Here is a 15904-nt window from a genome sequence, read left to right as displayed (position 1 = left end):
GCCCGCGCCGGCCCCGGCCGCCGAGGAGCCGAAGGCGGCGGGCTCGGGACGCCAGCCGGTGCTGGTGGGTTACGGGGTGGCGACCTCGTCCACCCGCCGCCGCCCCCGCAAGGGCCCGGAGGTGCCGGTCCAGCAGGCCTCGACGGCGATCCAGACGGAGCTGAACGGCCACGCGCCGGCGGCCCCGGCCACGCCCCCCGCTGCCGCCCCGGCGGCACCGGCCGGCACGGAACGCCCGCTGGCCAAGCCTCCCGTCCGCAAGCTGGCCAAGGACCTGGGCGTCGACCTGACGACGGTGGTCCCGACCGGCCCGGACGGCATCATCACCCGCGAGGACGTGCACGCGGCGGTCGCCGCCGCCGTACCGGTGGCCACCGAGCCGCAGGCCGCGCCCGCCCCGGCCGCGGTCCAGGCTCCGGCGTCCTACGACACCACGCGCGAGACGCGCATCCCGGTCAAGGGTGTCCGCAAGGCGACGGCGGCGGCGATGGTCGGCTCGGCGTTCACGGCGCCGCACGTCACGGAGTTCGTGACGGTCGACGTGACGCGCACGATGAAGCTGGTCGAGGAGCTGAAGGCGGACAAGGAGTTCGCGGGCCTGCGCGTGAACCCCCTGCTGCTGATCGCGAAGGCGCTGCTCGTCGCGATCCGCCGCAACCCGGACGTCAACGCGTCCTGGGACGAGGCCGCCCAGGAGATCGTGGTCAAGCACTACGTGAACCTGGGCATAGCGGCCGCGACCCCGCGTGGCCTGATCGTGCCGAACATCAAGGACGCCCACGCCAAGACCCTGCCGCAGCTGGCCGAGTCGCTGGGCGAGCTGGTGGCCACGGCCCGGGACGGCAAGACGTCCCCGGCGGCCATGCAGGGCGGCACGGTGACGATCACCAACGTCGGCGTCTTCGGCGTCGACACGGGCACGCCGATCCTCAACCCGGGCGAGTCCGCGATCCTCGCGGTCGGCGCGATCAAGCCGCAGCCCTGGGTCCACAAGGGCAAGGTGAAGCCCCGTCAGGTCACCACCCTGGCCCTCTCCTTCGACCACCGCCTCGTCGACGGCGAGCTGGGTTCGAAGGTCCTGGCCGACGTGGCGGCGATCCTGGAGCAGCCGAAGCGCCTGATCACCTGGGCGTGAGCCGAGCGCGGCGGCCCCCTGCCCACCCGGGCGGGGGGCCGCCGGCGTTTTTCCGGAGGTTAACCGGACGTGCGCCGCAGAGCACAAGAAACGCGTCGGACCCGCCCAAGTACCCCACAGTAAGCGGTTTAGCCGGACATACGATCAACTTTCATGCGCGACCCGATGGTTCTCAGGGCCCAGAAGTTCGTCAACTCCGTGTACGGCGGCCGTACCGGCACGACGGTGCAGGAGACCGGTGAGGCCGACTGGCCGACCCTGTACGCCCTGACCCGTGCCCTCCAGTACGAGCTGGGCATCACGGCGTTCTCCGACAGCTTCGGCCCCACCACGCTCAGCACCCTGACCGCCAAGTACCCCTCGCTGGACGCGGACACCGTCCCCTCGCCGGACTTCTGCCGCATCATCCAGGCCGGCCTGTACTGCAAGGGCTACGACGGCGGCGACCTCGACGGCACCTACGGAACACGGGTGCAGGCGGCCGTCACCCGGCTCAAGACCGACATGGGCCTCGAACAGTCCTTCCCCGGCAGCGACGTGACGCCCAAGGTCTTCAAGGCCCTGCTGACGATGGACTCCTACGTCCCCGGCGCCTCCGGCAGCCAGCAGGTCAGGGCCGTCCAGCAGTGGCTCAACGGCCGCTACCTGAAACGGCAGGACTTCTACGCCATCGCCTGCGACGGGCTCGTGTCCAAGAGCACGCTCAAGGCGCTGCTCCTCGCCGTGCAGTACGAGCTGGGCATGGCGGACGGCACGGCCAACGGCAACTTCGGGCCCGGTACCCAGTCCGGGCTGAAATCGCACCCTGTGAAGCAGGGCGACAAGGGCGTGTTCGTCCAGCTGTTCTCTGCCGGGATGGTCGTCAACCGGCGCCCCGCGGCCCTCACCGACACCTTCGACTCCTCCCTCGCCGCCGCCGTCCGGGCCTTCCAGACCTTCGCCGCGCTCCCGGCCACGGGCGAGGGCGACTTCGCCACCTTCGCCTCCCTGCTGGCGTCCTTCGGCGACCAGTCGCGCCCGGCCAGGGCCTGCGACACCATCACGAAGATCACCCCGGCCCGGGCCGCTTCGCTCAAGGCGGCCGGGATCACCTGCGTCGGCCGCTACCTCACCAACCCGAGTGCCACCTCCCTGCCGGAGAAGGCCATCCAGCCGGGTGAGCTCGCCACCATCGCCCAGCAGGGCCTGCGCTGCTTCCCGATCTACCAGACCGTCAACAACGACGCCTCGGACTTCGACTACGTGGCCGGTCGGACCGCCGGCTACGCGGCGGTCAACGCCGCCCGCGACCACGGCTTCCGGCGCGGGACCAGGATCTTCTTCGCCGTCGACTTCGACGCGATCGACGCCGAGATCACCGCGAGCGTGCTGCCGCACTTCAAGGGCGTCAAGGAGGCGATGGCGGACTCCGGCCATCCCTACGAGATCGGCGTCTACGGTTCCCGCGCCGTGTGTGCGCGGGTCGGCGCGGCCGGATACTCGACCGCGAGTTTCGTCGCCGACATGTCCTCGGGCTTCGAGGGCAACGCCGGGCATCCGCTGCCCGCGGACTGGGCCTACGACCAGTTCGTCATCCGCACCCTCGGCTCCGGTGACGGGCAGTTGGAGATCGACGCCGACATCGCCTCGGGGCGGGACACCGGGCAGGGCTCGTTCGATCCGCCGCGGCCCGCCGTGCCGGACGTCGCCTTCGACGCGCGCCAGGTGCCGGCGCTGCGGGCCGACCTCTCGCGCTACATGCGGTCGATCGGACGCCCGGACGCGGGCGGCATCGGCAGCGACGCGCGGCTCTGCACCAACGCGCAGGCGGTCGCGACGATCCAGGAGCAGGACGGGCTGATCACCGAGCTGTCGACGACGTACACGATGCGCAAGGCGCTGATCCAGACGGTCCTGTACTGGGCCCTGCGTGACTACGGCCTGGCCGACCAGGCCACCGACCAGCAGGTCGCCGACCACCACCTCACGGGCTCCGGCTCCGTGCGGGACTCGCACACCGGCATCGGTGAGATCAGCGCCGGGGACGCCATCCAGGCCTGGAACCACTGCATCGGCTGGGGCTTCGCCACGGGTGAGCACCGCGACCCGGCCAAGGACGCCGACCTGTGGGCGGTGTGGCAGCGGCTGAACAAGGACAACGCGTTCAGCGTGCGCACCGCGGCCCTGATCCACTTGTGGGGCACCCGGGGCAGGCCCGGCGGCCAACTGCCGCCGGGCGACCGCGTCACCACCCCGCGGTCCATGCGTCTCGACCTCGCCGAGTTCGAGATCACCGAACTCCTGCGCCGCTACCGGGCCTGGGACCCCGACGTGGAGTCCCAGACGCACCAGAGCCTGGCCGTCTACCAGATCTTCGAGAAGTACAACAGCATCCTCCGCAACGCCTGACCGCGTGTGCGCAGAGAACTTCAGGAAGAGACTCCGTTGAAGCTCAACCTCCCCCGCCTGTCCCGCAGATCGCCGGCGCCCGGTGCCGGGCACCGCCGCGTCCTGTCCCGCCGTGCCCTGCTCGGCCGGGTCGCCGCCGTCGGCGGTGCCGTGGGCGTGGCCGCCCTGCCCCTGTCCCATTTCCTGTCCCAGGCGTACGCCGACGCGAACAACCCCATTCCGGCCCGCGTACGGGACGCCCTGCGCAGCGCACAGGACCGGACCCGGCGCGTGCTGGCGGGCTCGCGCTCTCATAACGGCTGGGAGATGGAGAACGTCGCCGACGACGGCGGCACCGTCTACACCCGTCCCGTCCCCGGCACCCCGCTCAAGGGGGTCGCCGTGCGGATGGGCGACGTGGAGACGGTCCTCGTCCACCTGGTGCGCAGGTTCCACTACGAGGTCGACCCGCTGCGCCGGGGCGACGTCGTGGGCTGGCACGACCCCGCCGCTCTCGCCGGGCGCGGGCCCGAGTCCAACCTGGCGTCCGGCACGGCCGTGCGGATCCGGCCCGGTTTCTACCCGCGCGGCGTCCGGGGCGGCTTCTTCCCGCAGCAGGAGGTCGTGATCCGCGACATCCTCGCCGAGCTCGACGGCGTGGTCCGCTGGGGCGGCGACGACCGTACCCCCGACGAGTCGCTGTTCAGCATCGACGTACGGCCCGGTGACCAGAGGCTGGTCCGGGTCGCGGCGCGGATCCGCGGCTGGCGGCTGGAGCCGGGCGCCGGTGCGGGCTCCGCGGTGAACGTGCTGTCGGGCGGCCGGCGCAAGGCGGCCCGGGCGCTGGAGCGCCGACAGCGCAGCCTGGTCTGACGGCCGTACGGAGCCGCATGACGGAGGGGGCTTCACCGCGGTGTGCGGTGGAGCCCCCTCGGTCGTCCTGCGCGAGTGCTACCGGGTGAAGCCGTAGTTGAGCAGCTTCGTGGCGTCCGCCTTGCGGGCGTCCGGGCCGGTCGAGGCGAGGACCGTGCCGATGACCGTCTTGCCGTTGCGGGTGGCGGCGAAGACCAGGCAGTACTTCGCCTCCGGGCCGGAGCCGGTCTTCACGCCGATCGCGCCGCTGTAGCTGCTGAGCAGCGGGTTGGTGTTCTCCCACGGCTTCATCGTCCGCGTGCCGCCGGTCTTGGTGGTCGTCTTCGCCGTGTACTTCTTCGTCTTGACGATCGTGCGGAACGTGGAGTTCTTCATCGCCGCGCTGGCGAGCTTGGTCAGGTCGCGCGGCGTGGAGTAGTTGGCGCCGTGGCCGATGCCGTCGAACGAGTCGAAGTTGGTGTTCTTCAGACCCAGGTTCTTGGCGGTGGTGTTCATCTTGCCGATGAACGACTTCACGCGTGCCGCACGCGTCGAGCCCGAGCCGAACTTGTCGGCGAGCGCGTAGGCGGCGTCACACCCGGACGGCAGCATCAGCCCGTACAGCAGCTGGCGGACGGTGACCTTGTCGCCGACGATCAGCTTCGCGTTGGACGCGTAGTTGTTGTCGACGATGTACTCGCTGTAGGCCTTCTGGATCGTGACCTTGCTGTCCATGTTGAGGTTCGACTGCTTCAGCACCACCAGCGCCGTCATGATCTTGGTGGTCGAACCGGTCGAGCGGCGGGTGTCGGCCGCCTTGGTGTAGAGCGACTTGCCGGTCGCGTTGTTCATCACGTAGCCGCCCTTGGCGGCGATGGAGGGCGCCGAGGCGGCCTGCGCCGGCGCGACGGTGAGGGCACCGGTCGCGAGCATGGCGCCGGTGGTCACGGCGACGGCCGCTGCTCTGCGGAAGCGGGTGCCCTGAATGCCGGTTATCAAGTGAAGTACCCCGATTACGTCGAGTGCCCCAACGATGCGGCCGAGTTGAGGACGAGGGGAAAGGGGCCGCACGTGTCTGACTCGTAACTAGCACACGTCGTTGTGCTGTTGCGGGGCGGGGCCCATGCTTTGCCACAGATGTGTGACATACAAGTCCGCATACTGGACGTATCCCTTCATGCGTCCCTGTTGTATCTATGCTGTCGGCATGACCTTGGCCGTGAAGCAACCGCCCGCCGCCGACCGCGTCTACGCCCATGTCAAGCAGGGCGTCCTGGAGCGCCGCTACGAAGGCGGCACCCTCCTCACCGAGGGCGAGCTCGCCGACGCCGTGGGAGTCTCCCGCACACCGGTCCGCGAGGCGCTGCTCCGGCTGGAGGCCGAGGGGCTGATCCGGCTCTACCCGAAGAAGGGCGCCCTCGTCCTGCCCGTCTCCGCGCAGGAGATCGCCGACGTCGTCGAGACGCGGCTGCTCGTCGAGGAGCACGCGGCGCGCAAGGCCGTGCCCGCGCCGGCCGGGCTCATCGAGCGCCTGGAGGAGCTGCTGGCCCGGCAGAAGAAGCAGGCCGCCGCCGGGGACCTCGCCGGGGCCGCCGTCACCGACCGCTGCTTCCACGCCGAGATCGTCCGCAGCGGCGGCAACGAGATCCTCTCCCGCCTCTACGACCAGCTGCGTGACCGCCAGCTGCGCATGGGCGTCGCCGTCATGCACTCCCACCCCGACCGCATCGCCAAGACCCTCTCCGAGCACGAGGAGATCCTCGACGCCCTGCGCTCCGGTGACGCCGAGGCCGCCGTCGGCCTCGTCCACCGGCACATCGGCTGGTTCTCGCACCTGGCCCGGGGGGAGGTCCGATGAGCGCCGTCGCGATACCCGGCGACCCTCCCCAAGAGGGGGCACCCCCAGGCGGCCGCCGGGCCCTGGCCGTCTGGGGCACGGGCGTCTCGGTCTACTTCGTCGCCGTCATCTTCCGCACGTCCCTGGGCGTGGCCGGCCTCGACGCCGCCGACCGCTTCCACGTGAACGCCTCGGCCCTCTCCACCTTCTCCATCCTCCAGTTGCTGGTCTACGCGGGCATGCAGATCCCCGTCGGCCTGCTGGTCGACCGGCTCGGCACCAAGAAGGTGCTGGCCCTCGGCGCGGTGCTGTTCACGGCCGGACAGCTGAGCTTCGCCTTCTCCCCCACGTACGGCATGGCGCTCGCCTCCCGCGCGCTGCTCGGCTGCGGAGACGCGCTGACGTTCATCAGCGTGCTGCGCCTCGGCAGCCGCTGGTTCCCGGCCCGCCGCGGGCCGCTGGTCGCCCAGTTCGCGGGACTGGTCGGCATGGCCGGCAACCTCGTCTCCACGCTCGTGCTGGCCCGGCTGCTGCACGGCATCGGCTGGACGGCGGCGTTCGCGGGCAGCGCGGCGGCCGGAGCGGTGGTGCTCGTCCTGGTGCTGCTGTTCCTCAAGGACCACCCGGAGGGCCACGAGCCGGAGCCGCTCCCGCACCAGGGCGCTGCCTACGTGCGGCGGCAGATCGCCGCCTCCTGGCGCGAGCCCGGAACGCGGCTCGGCCTGTGGGTGCACTTCACCACCCAGTTCCCGGCGATGGTGTTCCTGCTGCTGTGGGGCCTGCCCTTCCTCGTCGAGGCACAGGGGCTGTCCCGGGCGGTGGCCGGTGAACTGCTCACCCTCGTCGTCCTGTCGAACATGGTGGTCGGCCTGGTCTACGGCCAGATCGTCGCCCGGCACCACGGGGCGCGGCTGCCGCTCGCGCTCGGCACGGTCGGCACGACGGCGGCGCTCTGGGCGGCGACGCTCGCCTACCCCGGGCCCCACGCCCCGATGTGGCTGCTGATCGTGCTGTGCACGGTGCTCGGGGCGTGCGGACCCGCGTCGATGATCGGCTTCGACTTCGCCCGCCCGGCCAACCCGCCCGAACGCCAGGGCACCGCCTCCGGCATCACCAACATGGGCGGCTTCGTGGCCTCCATGACCACGCTGTTCGCGATCGGTGTGCTCCTCGACGCCACCGGCGACGACTACTCCCTGGCCTTCTCCGTGGTGTTCGTCCTCCAGGCGGTCGGGGTCTCCCAGATCCTGCGGCTGCGCCGGCGTGCGGCCCGGCGGGAGCGGGAGCGGCTGGTGGCCAGCCGGGTGGAGACGGTGCACGTGCCCGTGTGACGTCCGTCAGGCGGTCGGTACGAGGGTGAGGTACGCGAGGCCCAGGACGCCGCGATAGGTGAGCCACCGGGCGCGGTGCCGGTCGACGCGCTGGCGTGTCTCTTCCGCCAAGGGGTGACGGGGGTGCTCGGCGAGCCACACCTCGGTGTCCGCGAGGTACCCCGACTCGAACGCCTCCCACTCGTCGAGGCTCGCGGTCTCCGTCCACTCCGGCCGGAACCCCGCGTCGATCGCCGTGCTGATCAGCGTCGCGAGGTCGGGGTGGTCCGACACGGCGGCGTCGGGCCACATGCGGGACAGCTCGTCCGAGCTGGGGGTGCGCTGCCAGAAGCCCTCGCCGAGCAGGACGCGGCCGTGGTCGGTGACCAGGCGGCGCAGTTCCTCGAGCACGTCGGGGAGCCGGTCGCCGAGGGCCTGGCTCGACCCCACGCACAGGACGAGGTCGGCCGGGCCGCGGGTGGTTCCGGTGGCGGACTCCTCCACGAAGCGGACGCGGGAGGCCAGTCCGCGGTCCGCGGCGGTCTTCCTTCCCCGCGCCAGGTCGTCGGTGTCCAGGTCGATGCCGGTGCCGGTCGTCTCCGGCATGGCGGCCAGGATGCGGAGCATCAGTTCGCCCGCGCCGCAGCCGATGTCCAGGACGGTGGTGGGGCGGTGGCGGGTGAGGCGCTGTACGAGGTCGACCGCCCTCGCTTCGGACAGGGGGCCGTGGAAGGTGAGGCGGGTGCGGTGGGGTGGGGTCATGCCGGGGGAGGCTACGGGGGTTGTGGGGTAGCGGCACGGGGATTTCCGGTGCTCGGCGCAGGTGCTGAGGCCGGGTGGGTCCCCGCAGCCCGGCGTAGCGGGGCGCCTCCCCCAAGCTCTCGGCTTCGCTCGAACACGGGGACCCATGCCCACCCGCGCCGCCCCAGTGGCACGCATGCCCGCAGCTTGGCGGCTGCGCGTGCCCGCGGCTGGGGGCATCCCTACCGCGTCACCGTGAAGTTGTTCAGGATCGCCGTCGTCAGTTCCGGGTCGCCCTCCGTCTTCAGGCGGTCGGAGACCGACTCCGGGGTCACACGGCCGCAGGCCAGGCGGACGTACGTCTCCCAGTCGAGCGTGAGGGTCGCGGCGGGGCCGAGGGCCGGGGCCGTCTCCAGGGTGCCGCGGCCCTGGATGTCGACGCGGATCGTGCGCAGGAACTCGACGGGCCCGTGCACGTCGAAGACGATCGCCGAGCTGCGCGGCGCCTGCGCGCCCTCGGCCACCACGCGCGGGAGTTCACCGAGCAGCACGTCCCGGGCGACCAGCGCGCCGGGGGAGTCGAGGTTGCCGGGCCGGCCGAGGGCCGTGCGCAGGTCCTGCTCGTGCACCCACACGTCGAACGCGTGCCGCCGCATCGACTCCTCCAGCGTGAGCTCGCTGCCGAGCGGCCCGCGCACCTTCGTGCCGGGGTCACGCGACTCGTTGCGCAGCTGCCGGTTGCGGCGGATGATCACATACTCCAGCTCGGAGGTCATCTCCGGCGCCGTGTGGTGGCGGCGGACGTCGACCTGCATCTCCATGTAGCGCTGGTGCTCGTTGGTGACGTGGAAGAGGTCGCGCGGCAGGCTGTGGATGGGGCGCGGGTCGCCGAGCATCTCGCAGTCCAGCCCGATGACATGGGAGACCACGTCCCGCACCGACCACCCGGGGCACGGCGTCCGCCGGTTCCATTCGGCCTCCGCGAGCGGCTGGAGCAGCTCGGATATCGCTTCGATGGAGTGGGTCCAGGCGTCGGCGTAGGGCTGGAGGGTGGGATGCAGACTCACGGAACGGGACCCCTCGGCGGTTCGGTCACGGGCAGGTGGTGGCGGCGTTGCCAGTGGGAGGTGGCGGCTGTCGGCGGGCGTCTTGCGAGCTAAGTTACGCTGCTGTGAGGCACCCCGGCAGTGCTTTCGTGTGACGATCGTAGGCCCGTGTGGACGGCTCGAATGCCAGGACGGTGGTAGTGTGCGCGCCTCTGTGATCCAGATCGCCGTGAACGAGGACGAACCGGTCGAAGCGCGCCGCCGACGCGTTGCGGCGAGGGTCCGGGAGCAGGCCGGGGCCGACCTCGTCGTCCTGCCGGAGCTGTGGACCACGGGTGCCTTCGCCTACGAGGAGTTCGGGCGCGAGGCCGAGCCACTCGAAGGGCCGACGTACGAGGCGATGGCGAAGGCCGCGAGCGACGCGGGCGTCTGGCTGCACGCGGGTTCCATCCCGGAGCGGGATCCTGACGGGCCGCTGTACAACACCTCCCTGGTCTTCTCCCCCTCCGGTGATCTGGCCGCCGCCTACCGCAAGATCCACCGCTTCGGCTTCGACAAGGGCGAGGCCGTGCTGATGGGGGCGGGCGCCGAGCTGGTGACGGTGCGTCTGCCCGCGACGACCCTGGGCCTGTCCACCTGCTACGACCTCCGCTTCCCCGAGCTCTACCGCGGTCTGGTGGACGCCGGTGCCGAGACGCTGGTGGTGGCGGCGGGCTGGCCGGAGCGCCGCCGGTCCCACTGGACGCTGCTGGCCCAGGCACGTGCGGTCGAGAACCAGTCGTTCGTCCTCGCCTGCGCGACGGCCGGGACGCACGCCGGAGTTCCCCAGGCCGGTCACTCGATCGTGGTCGACCCGTGGGGAGAGGTGCTGGCGCAGGCCGGTGCCGGCGAGGAGGTCCTCACGGTGGAGTTCGACCCGGGGAAGGTCGCGGCGACCCGGGAGCAGTTCCCGGCCCTGAAGGACCGGATGCTGGGCCTGCCGCCCCCCAGCCGGCCCTGAGCACGGGCGGCGGCCGGGCCGGCTCAGTCCTCCCGCTCCTTCTCCGCCAGGTGGATCACGCACACGGCCACCGCGATCAGCAGCGCCGGATCCGCGTCCTCGCGGACGACGTCCACGCCGTAGGTGTCCCGCAGGGTCAGCCAGCGCCGGGAGATCACCGCCAGCAGCTCACCGTCGTACTCGACGGCGAACTCCCGGTCGAGGATCTTGCCGCTGACGTCCAGCTCGTTGCCGTCGGCGAGGGACACCCGGTAGTGGTTGCGCAGCAGGGACAGCCGTTTCCTGCGGATGGTCGCCAGCGGCTCCCCGCCCCGCTGGAGCACCATGGTGTCGCGCAGGGCGAGCATCTTCTGGTGGATGTCGACGAGGACGCGCCCCTGGGTGTCCTTCAGCTCCCAGGTGTCCCGCAGCCGCAGGGCCTTGCCGTCGACGAGGAAGACCTTGTTGCCGTGGTCGTCCTCGATCCAGTAGTCGTCACCGAAGCCGAGGAGCCGGTCGTACACGAGGAATCTCATGACACCAGGGCTTCCCCGCCGCCGCTGCCGAAACGCCGCCTGTAGGCCGACGGGCTGAGCCCGGTCGCCTGCCGCAACCGTGCCCGCAGGTTGGCGGCGCTGCCGAGCCCGCTGCCGGCCGCCACCACGTCCAGCCGTTCCTCGCCGCGCTCGATGAGCCGACAGGCCAGCGTCACGCGCTCCGAGGTCAGCCACGCCAGCGGTGTCGTCCCCAGCTGGGCGCGGAAGCGGCGGTGCAGCGTGGCGGGGCTGACCCGCGCGCGTGCGGCAAGCTCCGCCACCGACAGGGGCTCACCCAGCCGCTCCTGCGCCCACGCCAGCAGCGGCGCCAGCGACTCGTCCCGCACCTCGGGCACCGGCCGCTCGACGAACTGGCGCTGCCCGCCGTCCCGGTGCGCGGAGAAGACGAGCCGGCGGGAGACGTGGTTGGCGATCTCCGCGCCGTGGTCACGCCGCCAGATGTACAGCCCGAGGTCGAGTGCGGCCGCGCTGCCGGCGGCGGTGAGCAGGCCGCCCTCGTCGACGAAGAGCACGTCCGGCTCCAGCAGCACCTTCGGGTGCAGTCGGCGGAAGGAGTCCGCCCAGCGCCAGTGGGTCGCCGCCCGCCGCCCGTCCAGCAGCCCGGCCTCGGCGAGGGCGAAGGTGCCGGTGCAGAAGCTCACGATGCGGGCGCCACGTGCGTGGGCGCGCCGGATGGCGTCGAGGACGTCGGGGCCGCGCGGTACGACGTTGTCGGGCCGGCCCGGCACCACCAGCGTCTCCGCCTCCGCCACGGCGTCCAGGCCCCGGACGCCCGTGAGCGTGAAGAAGCCGTGGTTCATCCGGACCTCCGGGGCAGGCGCGCACAGCGTCACCTCGTACAGCGGCCCCGGCAGCCCCAGTTCGGGCCGCGGCAGCCCGAACAGCTCGGTGGCCACCCCGACCTCGAAGGGGTTGGTGCCCTCGTCGACGATCACGGCGACCCGGTGCGGGCGCTGCGAGGATCCTTGCGACATGTGCGATTCCTAGCACTCGCACGACGTCCGCGGCACCCCGCAGGATTTCCTCATGACTCAGGAACCCGTCTCCCTCGCCCAGGCCCTGGCCTCCTTCACCGACCGCTGGAGTCCTCGTGTGGTCACCGCCGTGAACGACTACGACGTGCGCGTCGCCAAGGTGGAGGGCGAACACGTCTGGCACGCCCACGACCACACCGACGAGTTCTTCCTCGTCCTCGACGGCGAACTCCGCCTCGCGCTGCGCGAGCCGGCCGGTGAGCGCACGGTGGTCCTGCCCCGGGGCAGCGTCTTCACGGTGCCGCGCGGCACCGAACACAAGCCGTCCGCCGCCGTGCCCACGGCGATCCTCATGTTCGAACCCACGGGCACCCTCACGGTCGGCGACCGCCACGACGAGGTCCCGGACCATGTGGACGCCACGACGGGACACGCCCTGGGCTGACCGGGGGCGGCGTGCCCCCGCGCCCCGGGGCGCGGACCTGCTGTCCTACACCCCGTAGCCGTCGCTGTAGCCGTCGCGACGGTGGTGCACCGCCGGGTCGTCCACGACCGGGGTCGTGGGGGGCACCACCACGCGACGGCGCCTGGCGATGCTGCTGAACGTGGTGACGCCGATCAGTCCGACGATCATCAGAATGATGCCGACCAGGTCGAGGTTGACCCCCTGCATGTCCCAGTCGGTCGCGAACGTGAGGATGGCTCCCACGGCGATGAGGATGATGCATCCGCCGAGGCCCATGTGTGTCGCCTCCCTGTACGGTCCGGTCGTTCCGGTCCCGAACACCGGGTACCCCCGGGGCGAACACCCATGCGGTGACGGCTCGTTCTACCTCTCCAGGAACGCCGTCAGGGCGCCCGCGAGGAGGAACGGGTCGTCGGCGCCGCACAGTTCGCGCGCGCTGTGCATCGACAGGATGGCCACGCCGATGTCGACCGTCCTGATGCCGTGCCGCGCGGCGGTGATCGGACCGATGGTGGTGCCGCAGGGCATGGAGTTGTTGGAGACGAACGCCTGGAAGGGCACGTCGGCCGCCTCGCAGGCCGCCGTGAACTCCGCGCGCCCCGAACCGTCCGTGGCGTAGCGGTTGTTGACGTTGACCTTGAGGATCGGGCCGCCGTTGACGCGCGGGTGGTGCGTCGGGTCGTGGCGCTCCGCGTAGTTGGGGTGCACGGCGTGGCCGGTGTCGGAGGACAGGCAGACCGTGCCGGCGAAGGCGCGGGCCCGGTCCTCGTAGGAGCCGCCGCGGGCGAAGACCGAGCGTTCCAGCACGTTGCCCAGGAGCGGTCCGTCCGCGCCGGTGTCCGACTGGGAGCCGTTCTCCTCGTGGTCGAAGGCGGCCAGGACGGGGATGGACACCGGCTGCGACGAGGACGAGGCGACGGCCGCCAGGGCCGCGGTGCCGGCGTGTACCGACAGCAGGTTGTCCATGCGCGGGCCGGCCAGCAGTTCGTGGTCGCGGCCCAGGTAGGCGGGCGGTTCCACGGAGTGCGTCATCAGGTCCCAGCCGGTGACCTCGCCCGCGGGGATGCCGGCCGTCTCCTCCAGGAAGGCGATCAGGTCGCCGTCGCGGACGTCGCGGCCGAGGCCCCAGATGGGCTGCATGTGCCGCTGCTTGTCGAGCTTGAGGCCGTCGGCCGTCACCGAGCGGTCCAGGTGGATGGCGAGCTGCGGCACGCGCAGCAGCGGCCGGTCCACGTCGACCAGGCGCGTCGAACCGTCGCGCAGGGTCAGCCGGCCCGCGATGCCCAGGTCGCGGTCCAGCCAGGAGTTGAGCAGCGGTCCGCCGTAGATCTCCACGGCCACCTGGCGCCAGCCGTGCGCCCCGCTGTCGGGGAGCGGCTTGACCCGCAGGTTGGGGGAGTCGGTGTGGGCGCCGACGATCCGGAACGGCGTGTGGGGCGCCGCGCCCTCCGGCACGTACCAGGCGACGATCGCGCCACCGCGCAGCACGTACTTGCCGCCGCTCGTCCCGTCCCAGGCGTCCGTCTCGGCGACCTGCCTGAAGCCGGCCTTCTCCAGTCGCTCGGCGGCGTTCGCCACGGCGTGGTACGGCGTGGGGCTCGCCGCCAGGAAGGTCATGAGGTCGTCGGTGTGGCCGCGGTCGAAAGTGAGAGGTGCGCGCGAAGCGCTCGCTGCAAGGGCGGCGGTGGGAGACGGGCGGGCTGGTTCGGTCATGGGTTCACCTTAACGACGGACGAGGGCCCGTTCCCGGGGTAGGGGAACAGGCCCTCGAACAAAGGACGTGAGAGATCTAGAACGCGGCCTCGTCCAGCTCCATCAGGTCCAGCTCGACACCCTCGGCGACCTTGCGGGCCAGGGTGACGCCCGGCAGGACGCTGGCGGCGAAGAACTTCGCGGCGGCGATCTTGCCGGTGTAGAAGGCCTTGTCCTTGGCGGAGGCGGTCGGCAGCTTCTCGGCGGCGACCGCGGCGCCCTTGAGCAGCAGGTAGCCGACGACGACGTCGCCGGAGGCCATCAGCAGGCGGGTGGTGTTCAGGCCCACCTTGTAGATGTTCTTGACGTCCTGCTCGGTGGCGGCGAGGTCGGTGAGCATCAGGCCGACGATGGCCTCCAGCTCGACCGCGGCCTTGGCGAGGTGCTCGCGGGCCGCCCCGAGCTCCTCGCCGCCCTCGCCGAGCGCCAGGAACTTCTTGATGTCCTCGGCGAGGGAGTTCAGCGCGGCGCCCTGGTTGCGGACGATCTTCCGGAAGAAGAAGTCCTGGCCCTGGATGGCCGTGGTGCCCTCGTAGAGGGTGTCGATCTTGGAGTCCCGGATGTACTGCTCGATCGGGTACTCCTGGAGGAAGCCGGAGCCGCCGAAGGTCTGGAGCGACTGGGCGAGCTGCTCGTAGCCCTTCTCGGAGCCGTAGCCCTTGACGATGGGCAGGAGCAGGTCGTTCAGGGCCTCCAGGGCGGAGACGTCCTCGCCCGCGGCCTCCTTGATCTGGATCTCGTCCTGGACGGAGGCCGTGTAGAGCACCAGGGCGCGCATGCCCTCCGCGTACGCCTTCTGCGTCATCAGCGAGCGGCGCACGTCGGGGTGGTGGGTGACGGTGACCTTGGGCGCCGTCTTGTCCATGAAGTTCGCCAGGTCGGGGCCCTGGACGCGCTCCTTGGCGTACTCCAGCGCGTTCAGGTAGCCCGTGGAGAGCGTGGAGATGGCCTTCGTGCCGACCATCATGCGGGCGAACTCGATGATGCGGAACATCTGGCGGATGCCGTCGTGCTTGTCGCCGATCAGCCAGCCCTTGGCGGGGTGCTGGTCGCCGAAGGTCATCTCGCAGGTGTTGGAGGCCTTCAGGCCCATCTTGTGCTCGACGTTCGTGGCGTAGACGCCGTTGCGCTCGCCCAGCTCGCCGGTCTCGAAGTCGAAGAGGTACTTCGGGACGAGGAAGAGGGACAGGCCCTTGGTGCCGGGGCCGGCGCCCTCGGGGCGGGCCAGCACGTAGTGGAGGATGTTCTCCGACATGTCGTGCTCACCGGAGGTGATGAAGCGCTTCACGCCCTCGATGTGCCAGGAGCCGTCCTCCTGCTGCACGGCCTTGGTGCGGCCGGCGCCCACGTCGGAGCCCGCGTCGGGCTCGGTGAGCACCATCGTGGAGCCCCACTGCTTCTCCGTGGCGACCTTGGCTATGTGCTTCTGGACCTCGTTGCCCTCCTCGAAGAGGATGCCGGCGAACGCGGGGCCCGAGGAGTACATCCACACGGCCGGGTTGGCGCCCAGGATCAGCTCGGCGTAGGCCCAGATCAGGGAGCGGGGCGAGGTGGTGCCGCCGATCTCCTCGGGCAGGCCCAGGCGCCAGTACTCGGAGTCCATGAAGGCCTGGTAGCTCTTCTTGAAGGACGCGGGGACCGGCGCGGTGTTGGTCTCCGGGTCGAAGACCGGCGGGTTGCGGTCGGCGTCGATGAAGGACTCCGCCAGCTCGTTCTCGGAGAGGCGGGTGAGCTCCTCCAGGATGCTCTTCGCGGTCTCGACGTCCATCTCCCCGAACGGACCGGTGCCGTACACCTTGTCGCGCCCGAGTACCTCGAAGAGGTTGAACTCGATGTCGCGGAGATTCGACTTGTAGTGCCCCATGGCGACGGCTCCCGGCTCCGTAGA

General features: G+C 71.2%; 15 protein-coding genes. 7 read left to right on the top strand and 8 right to left on the bottom strand.

Translation table 11 applies throughout. The features are described from left to right. From GTY56_RS36250 to GTY56_RS36240, 3 genes are all read left to right on the top strand, one after another. On the top strand, positions 1-1135 hold a 1135-nt coding region (locus tag GTY56_RS36250; RefSeq protein WP_161369517.1), incomplete at its 5' end, for a dihydrolipoamide acetyltransferase family protein. 153 nt (positions 1136-1288) lie between these two features. Then, positions 1289-3523, top strand: a complete 2235-nt coding sequence (locus GTY56_RS36245; RefSeq protein WP_161369516.1) for a glycoside hydrolase domain-containing protein — start codon at positions 1289-1291, stop codon at positions 3521-3523. 36 nt (positions 3524-3559) lie between these two features. Continuing rightward, entirely contained in the window at positions 3560-4375 is an 816-nt protein-coding gene (locus GTY56_RS36240) for a twin-arginine translocation signal domain-containing protein (protein ID WP_237525189.1), read from the top strand. Positions 4376-4453: 78 nt separating this feature from the next. Here the strand turns inward: GTY56_RS36240 and GTY56_RS36235 are convergent, their stop codons facing one another. Beyond that, entirely contained in the window at positions 4454-5353 is a 900-nt protein-coding gene (locus tag GTY56_RS36235) for a D-alanyl-D-alanine carboxypeptidase family protein (RefSeq protein WP_161369515.1), read from the bottom strand. 208 nt (positions 5354-5561) lie between these two features. Here GTY56_RS36235 and GTY56_RS36230 point away from each other — a divergent pair, with 208 nt between their 5' ends. Both GTY56_RS36230 and GTY56_RS36225 read left to right on the top strand, forming a co-directional pair. Beyond that, positions 5562-6212 carry a GntR family transcriptional regulator gene (locus tag GTY56_RS36230; protein WP_161369514.1) on the top strand — a complete coding sequence of 217 codons (651 nt, stop codon included), beginning with the start codon at positions 5562-5564 and terminating at the stop codon, positions 6210-6212. Beyond that, positions 6209-7522 carry an MFS transporter gene (locus GTY56_RS36225; RefSeq protein ID WP_161369513.1) on the top strand — a complete coding sequence of 438 codons (1314 nt, stop codon included), beginning with the start codon at positions 6209-6211 and terminating at the stop codon, positions 7520-7522. The genes GTY56_RS36230 and GTY56_RS36225 overlap by 4 nt, the downstream gene beginning before the upstream one ends. A 6-nt stretch (positions 7523-7528) precedes the next feature. Here the strand turns inward: GTY56_RS36225 and GTY56_RS36220 are convergent, their stop codons facing one another. After that, entirely contained in the window at positions 7529-8263 is a 735-nt protein-coding gene (locus tag GTY56_RS36220; protein ID WP_161369512.1) for an SAM-dependent methyltransferase, read from the bottom strand. A gap of 221 nt (positions 8264-8484) precedes the next feature. After that, positions 8485-9309 carry a maleylpyruvate isomerase family mycothiol-dependent enzyme gene (locus GTY56_RS36215; protein WP_161369511.1) on the bottom strand — a complete coding sequence of 275 codons (825 nt, stop codon included), beginning with the start codon at positions 9307-9309 and terminating at the stop codon, positions 8485-8487. A 181-nt stretch (positions 9310-9490) separates the two neighbouring features. Here GTY56_RS36215 and GTY56_RS36210 point away from each other — a divergent pair, with 181 nt between their 5' ends. Next, positions 9491-10288 (top strand): nitrilase-related carbon-nitrogen hydrolase, encoded by a 798-nt coding sequence (locus tag GTY56_RS36210; protein WP_161369510.1) that lies wholly within the window; start codon positions 9491-9493, stop codon positions 10286-10288. Between the two features lie 23 nt (positions 10289-10311). Here GTY56_RS36210 and GTY56_RS36205 read toward each other — a convergent pair whose 3' ends face one another. Then, positions 10312-10803: an LURP-one-related/scramblase family protein gene (locus GTY56_RS36205; protein WP_161369509.1), complete on the bottom strand. Its 492-nt coding sequence runs from the start codon at positions 10801-10803 to the stop codon at positions 10312-10314. Then, positions 10800-11798, bottom strand: coding sequence for a GlxA family transcriptional regulator (locus GTY56_RS36200; protein ID WP_161369508.1), 999 nt, complete (start codon positions 11796-11798; stop codon positions 10800-10802). Before GTY56_RS36200 ends, GTY56_RS36205 begins: the two co-directional genes overlap by 4 nt. A gap of 52 nt (positions 11799-11850) precedes the next feature. Between GTY56_RS36200 and GTY56_RS36195 the strand changes: the two genes are divergently transcribed. After that, the gene (locus tag GTY56_RS36195; protein WP_161369507.1) at positions 11851-12243 is read left to right on the top strand and encodes a cupin domain-containing protein; all 393 of its coding nucleotides are present in this window, start codon (positions 11851-11853) and stop codon (positions 12241-12243) included. 45 nt (positions 12244-12288) lie between these two features. Here the strand turns inward: GTY56_RS36195 and GTY56_RS36190 are convergent, their stop codons facing one another. The 3 genes from GTY56_RS36190 to GTY56_RS36180 all read right to left on the bottom strand — a co-directional run bounded on the left by GTY56_RS36190 (position 12289) and on the right by GTY56_RS36180 (position 15880). Further along, on the bottom strand, positions 12289-12540 hold the full coding sequence (locus tag GTY56_RS36190; protein ID WP_161369506.1) for a DUF6458 family protein: 252 nt from the start codon (positions 12538-12540) through the stop codon (positions 12289-12291). 87 nt (positions 12541-12627) lie between these two features. Further along, on the bottom strand, positions 12628-13977 hold the full coding sequence (locus GTY56_RS36185; RefSeq protein WP_272923426.1) for a M18 family aminopeptidase: 1350 nt from the start codon (positions 13975-13977) through the stop codon (positions 12628-12630). Between the two features lie 76 nt (positions 13978-14053). Further along, complete coding sequence (locus GTY56_RS36180) at positions 14054-15880, bottom strand: acyl-CoA dehydrogenase (protein ID WP_161369505.1); 1827 nt, start codon at positions 15878-15880, stop codon at positions 14054-14056. Between the last annotated feature and the right edge of the window lie 24 nt (positions 15881-15904).

Source organism: Streptomyces sp. SID5643 (genome assembly GCF_009872555.1).
In the GTDB taxonomy this organism is placed as follows: Bacteria; Actinomycetota; Actinomycetes; order Streptomycetales; family Streptomycetaceae; genus Streptomyces; species Streptomyces iakyrus.
This window is presented reverse-complemented; position numbering and strand designations above follow the sequence as displayed.

What these genes read in the sequence shown, in the direction of transcription:
- GTY56_RS36200 (WP_161369508.1), bottom strand. Translation starts at nt 11,798, where the DNA reads ATGTCGCAAGGATCCTCGCAGCGCCCGCACCGGGTCGCCGTGATCGTC.
- GTY56_RS36195 (WP_161369507.1), top strand. Translation starts at nt 11,851, where the DNA reads ATGACTCAGGAACCCGTCTCCCTCGCCCAGGCCCTGGCCTCCTTCACC.
- GTY56_RS36190 (WP_161369506.1), bottom strand. Translation starts at nt 12,540, where the DNA reads ATGGGCCTCGGCGGATGCATCATCCTCATCGCCGTGGGAGCCATCCTC.
- GTY56_RS36180 (WP_161369505.1), bottom strand. Translation starts at nt 15,880, where the DNA reads ATGGGGCACTACAAGTCGAATCTCCGCGACATCGAGTTCAACCTCTTC.
- GTY56_RS36225 (WP_161369513.1), top strand. Translation starts at nt 6,209, where the DNA reads ATGAGCGCCGTCGCGATACCCGGCGACCCTCCCCAAGAGGGGGCACCC.
- GTY56_RS36230 (WP_161369514.1), top strand. Translation starts at nt 5,562, where the DNA reads ATGACCTTGGCCGTGAAGCAACCGCCCGCCGCCGACCGCGTCTACGCC.
- GTY56_RS36245 (WP_161369516.1), top strand. Translation starts at nt 1,289, where the DNA reads ATGCGCGACCCGATGGTTCTCAGGGCCCAGAAGTTCGTCAACTCCGTG.
- GTY56_RS36220 (WP_161369512.1), bottom strand. Translation starts at nt 8,263, where the DNA reads ATGACCCCACCCCACCGCACCCGCCTCACCTTCCACGGCCCCCTGTCC.
- GTY56_RS36185 (WP_272923426.1), bottom strand. Translation starts at nt 13,977, where the DNA reads ATGACCGAACCAGCCCGCCCGTCTCCCACCGCCGCCCTTGCAGCGAGC.
- GTY56_RS36205 (WP_161369509.1), bottom strand. Translation starts at nt 10,803, where the DNA reads ATGAGATTCCTCGTGTACGACCGGCTCCTCGGCTTCGGTGACGACTAC.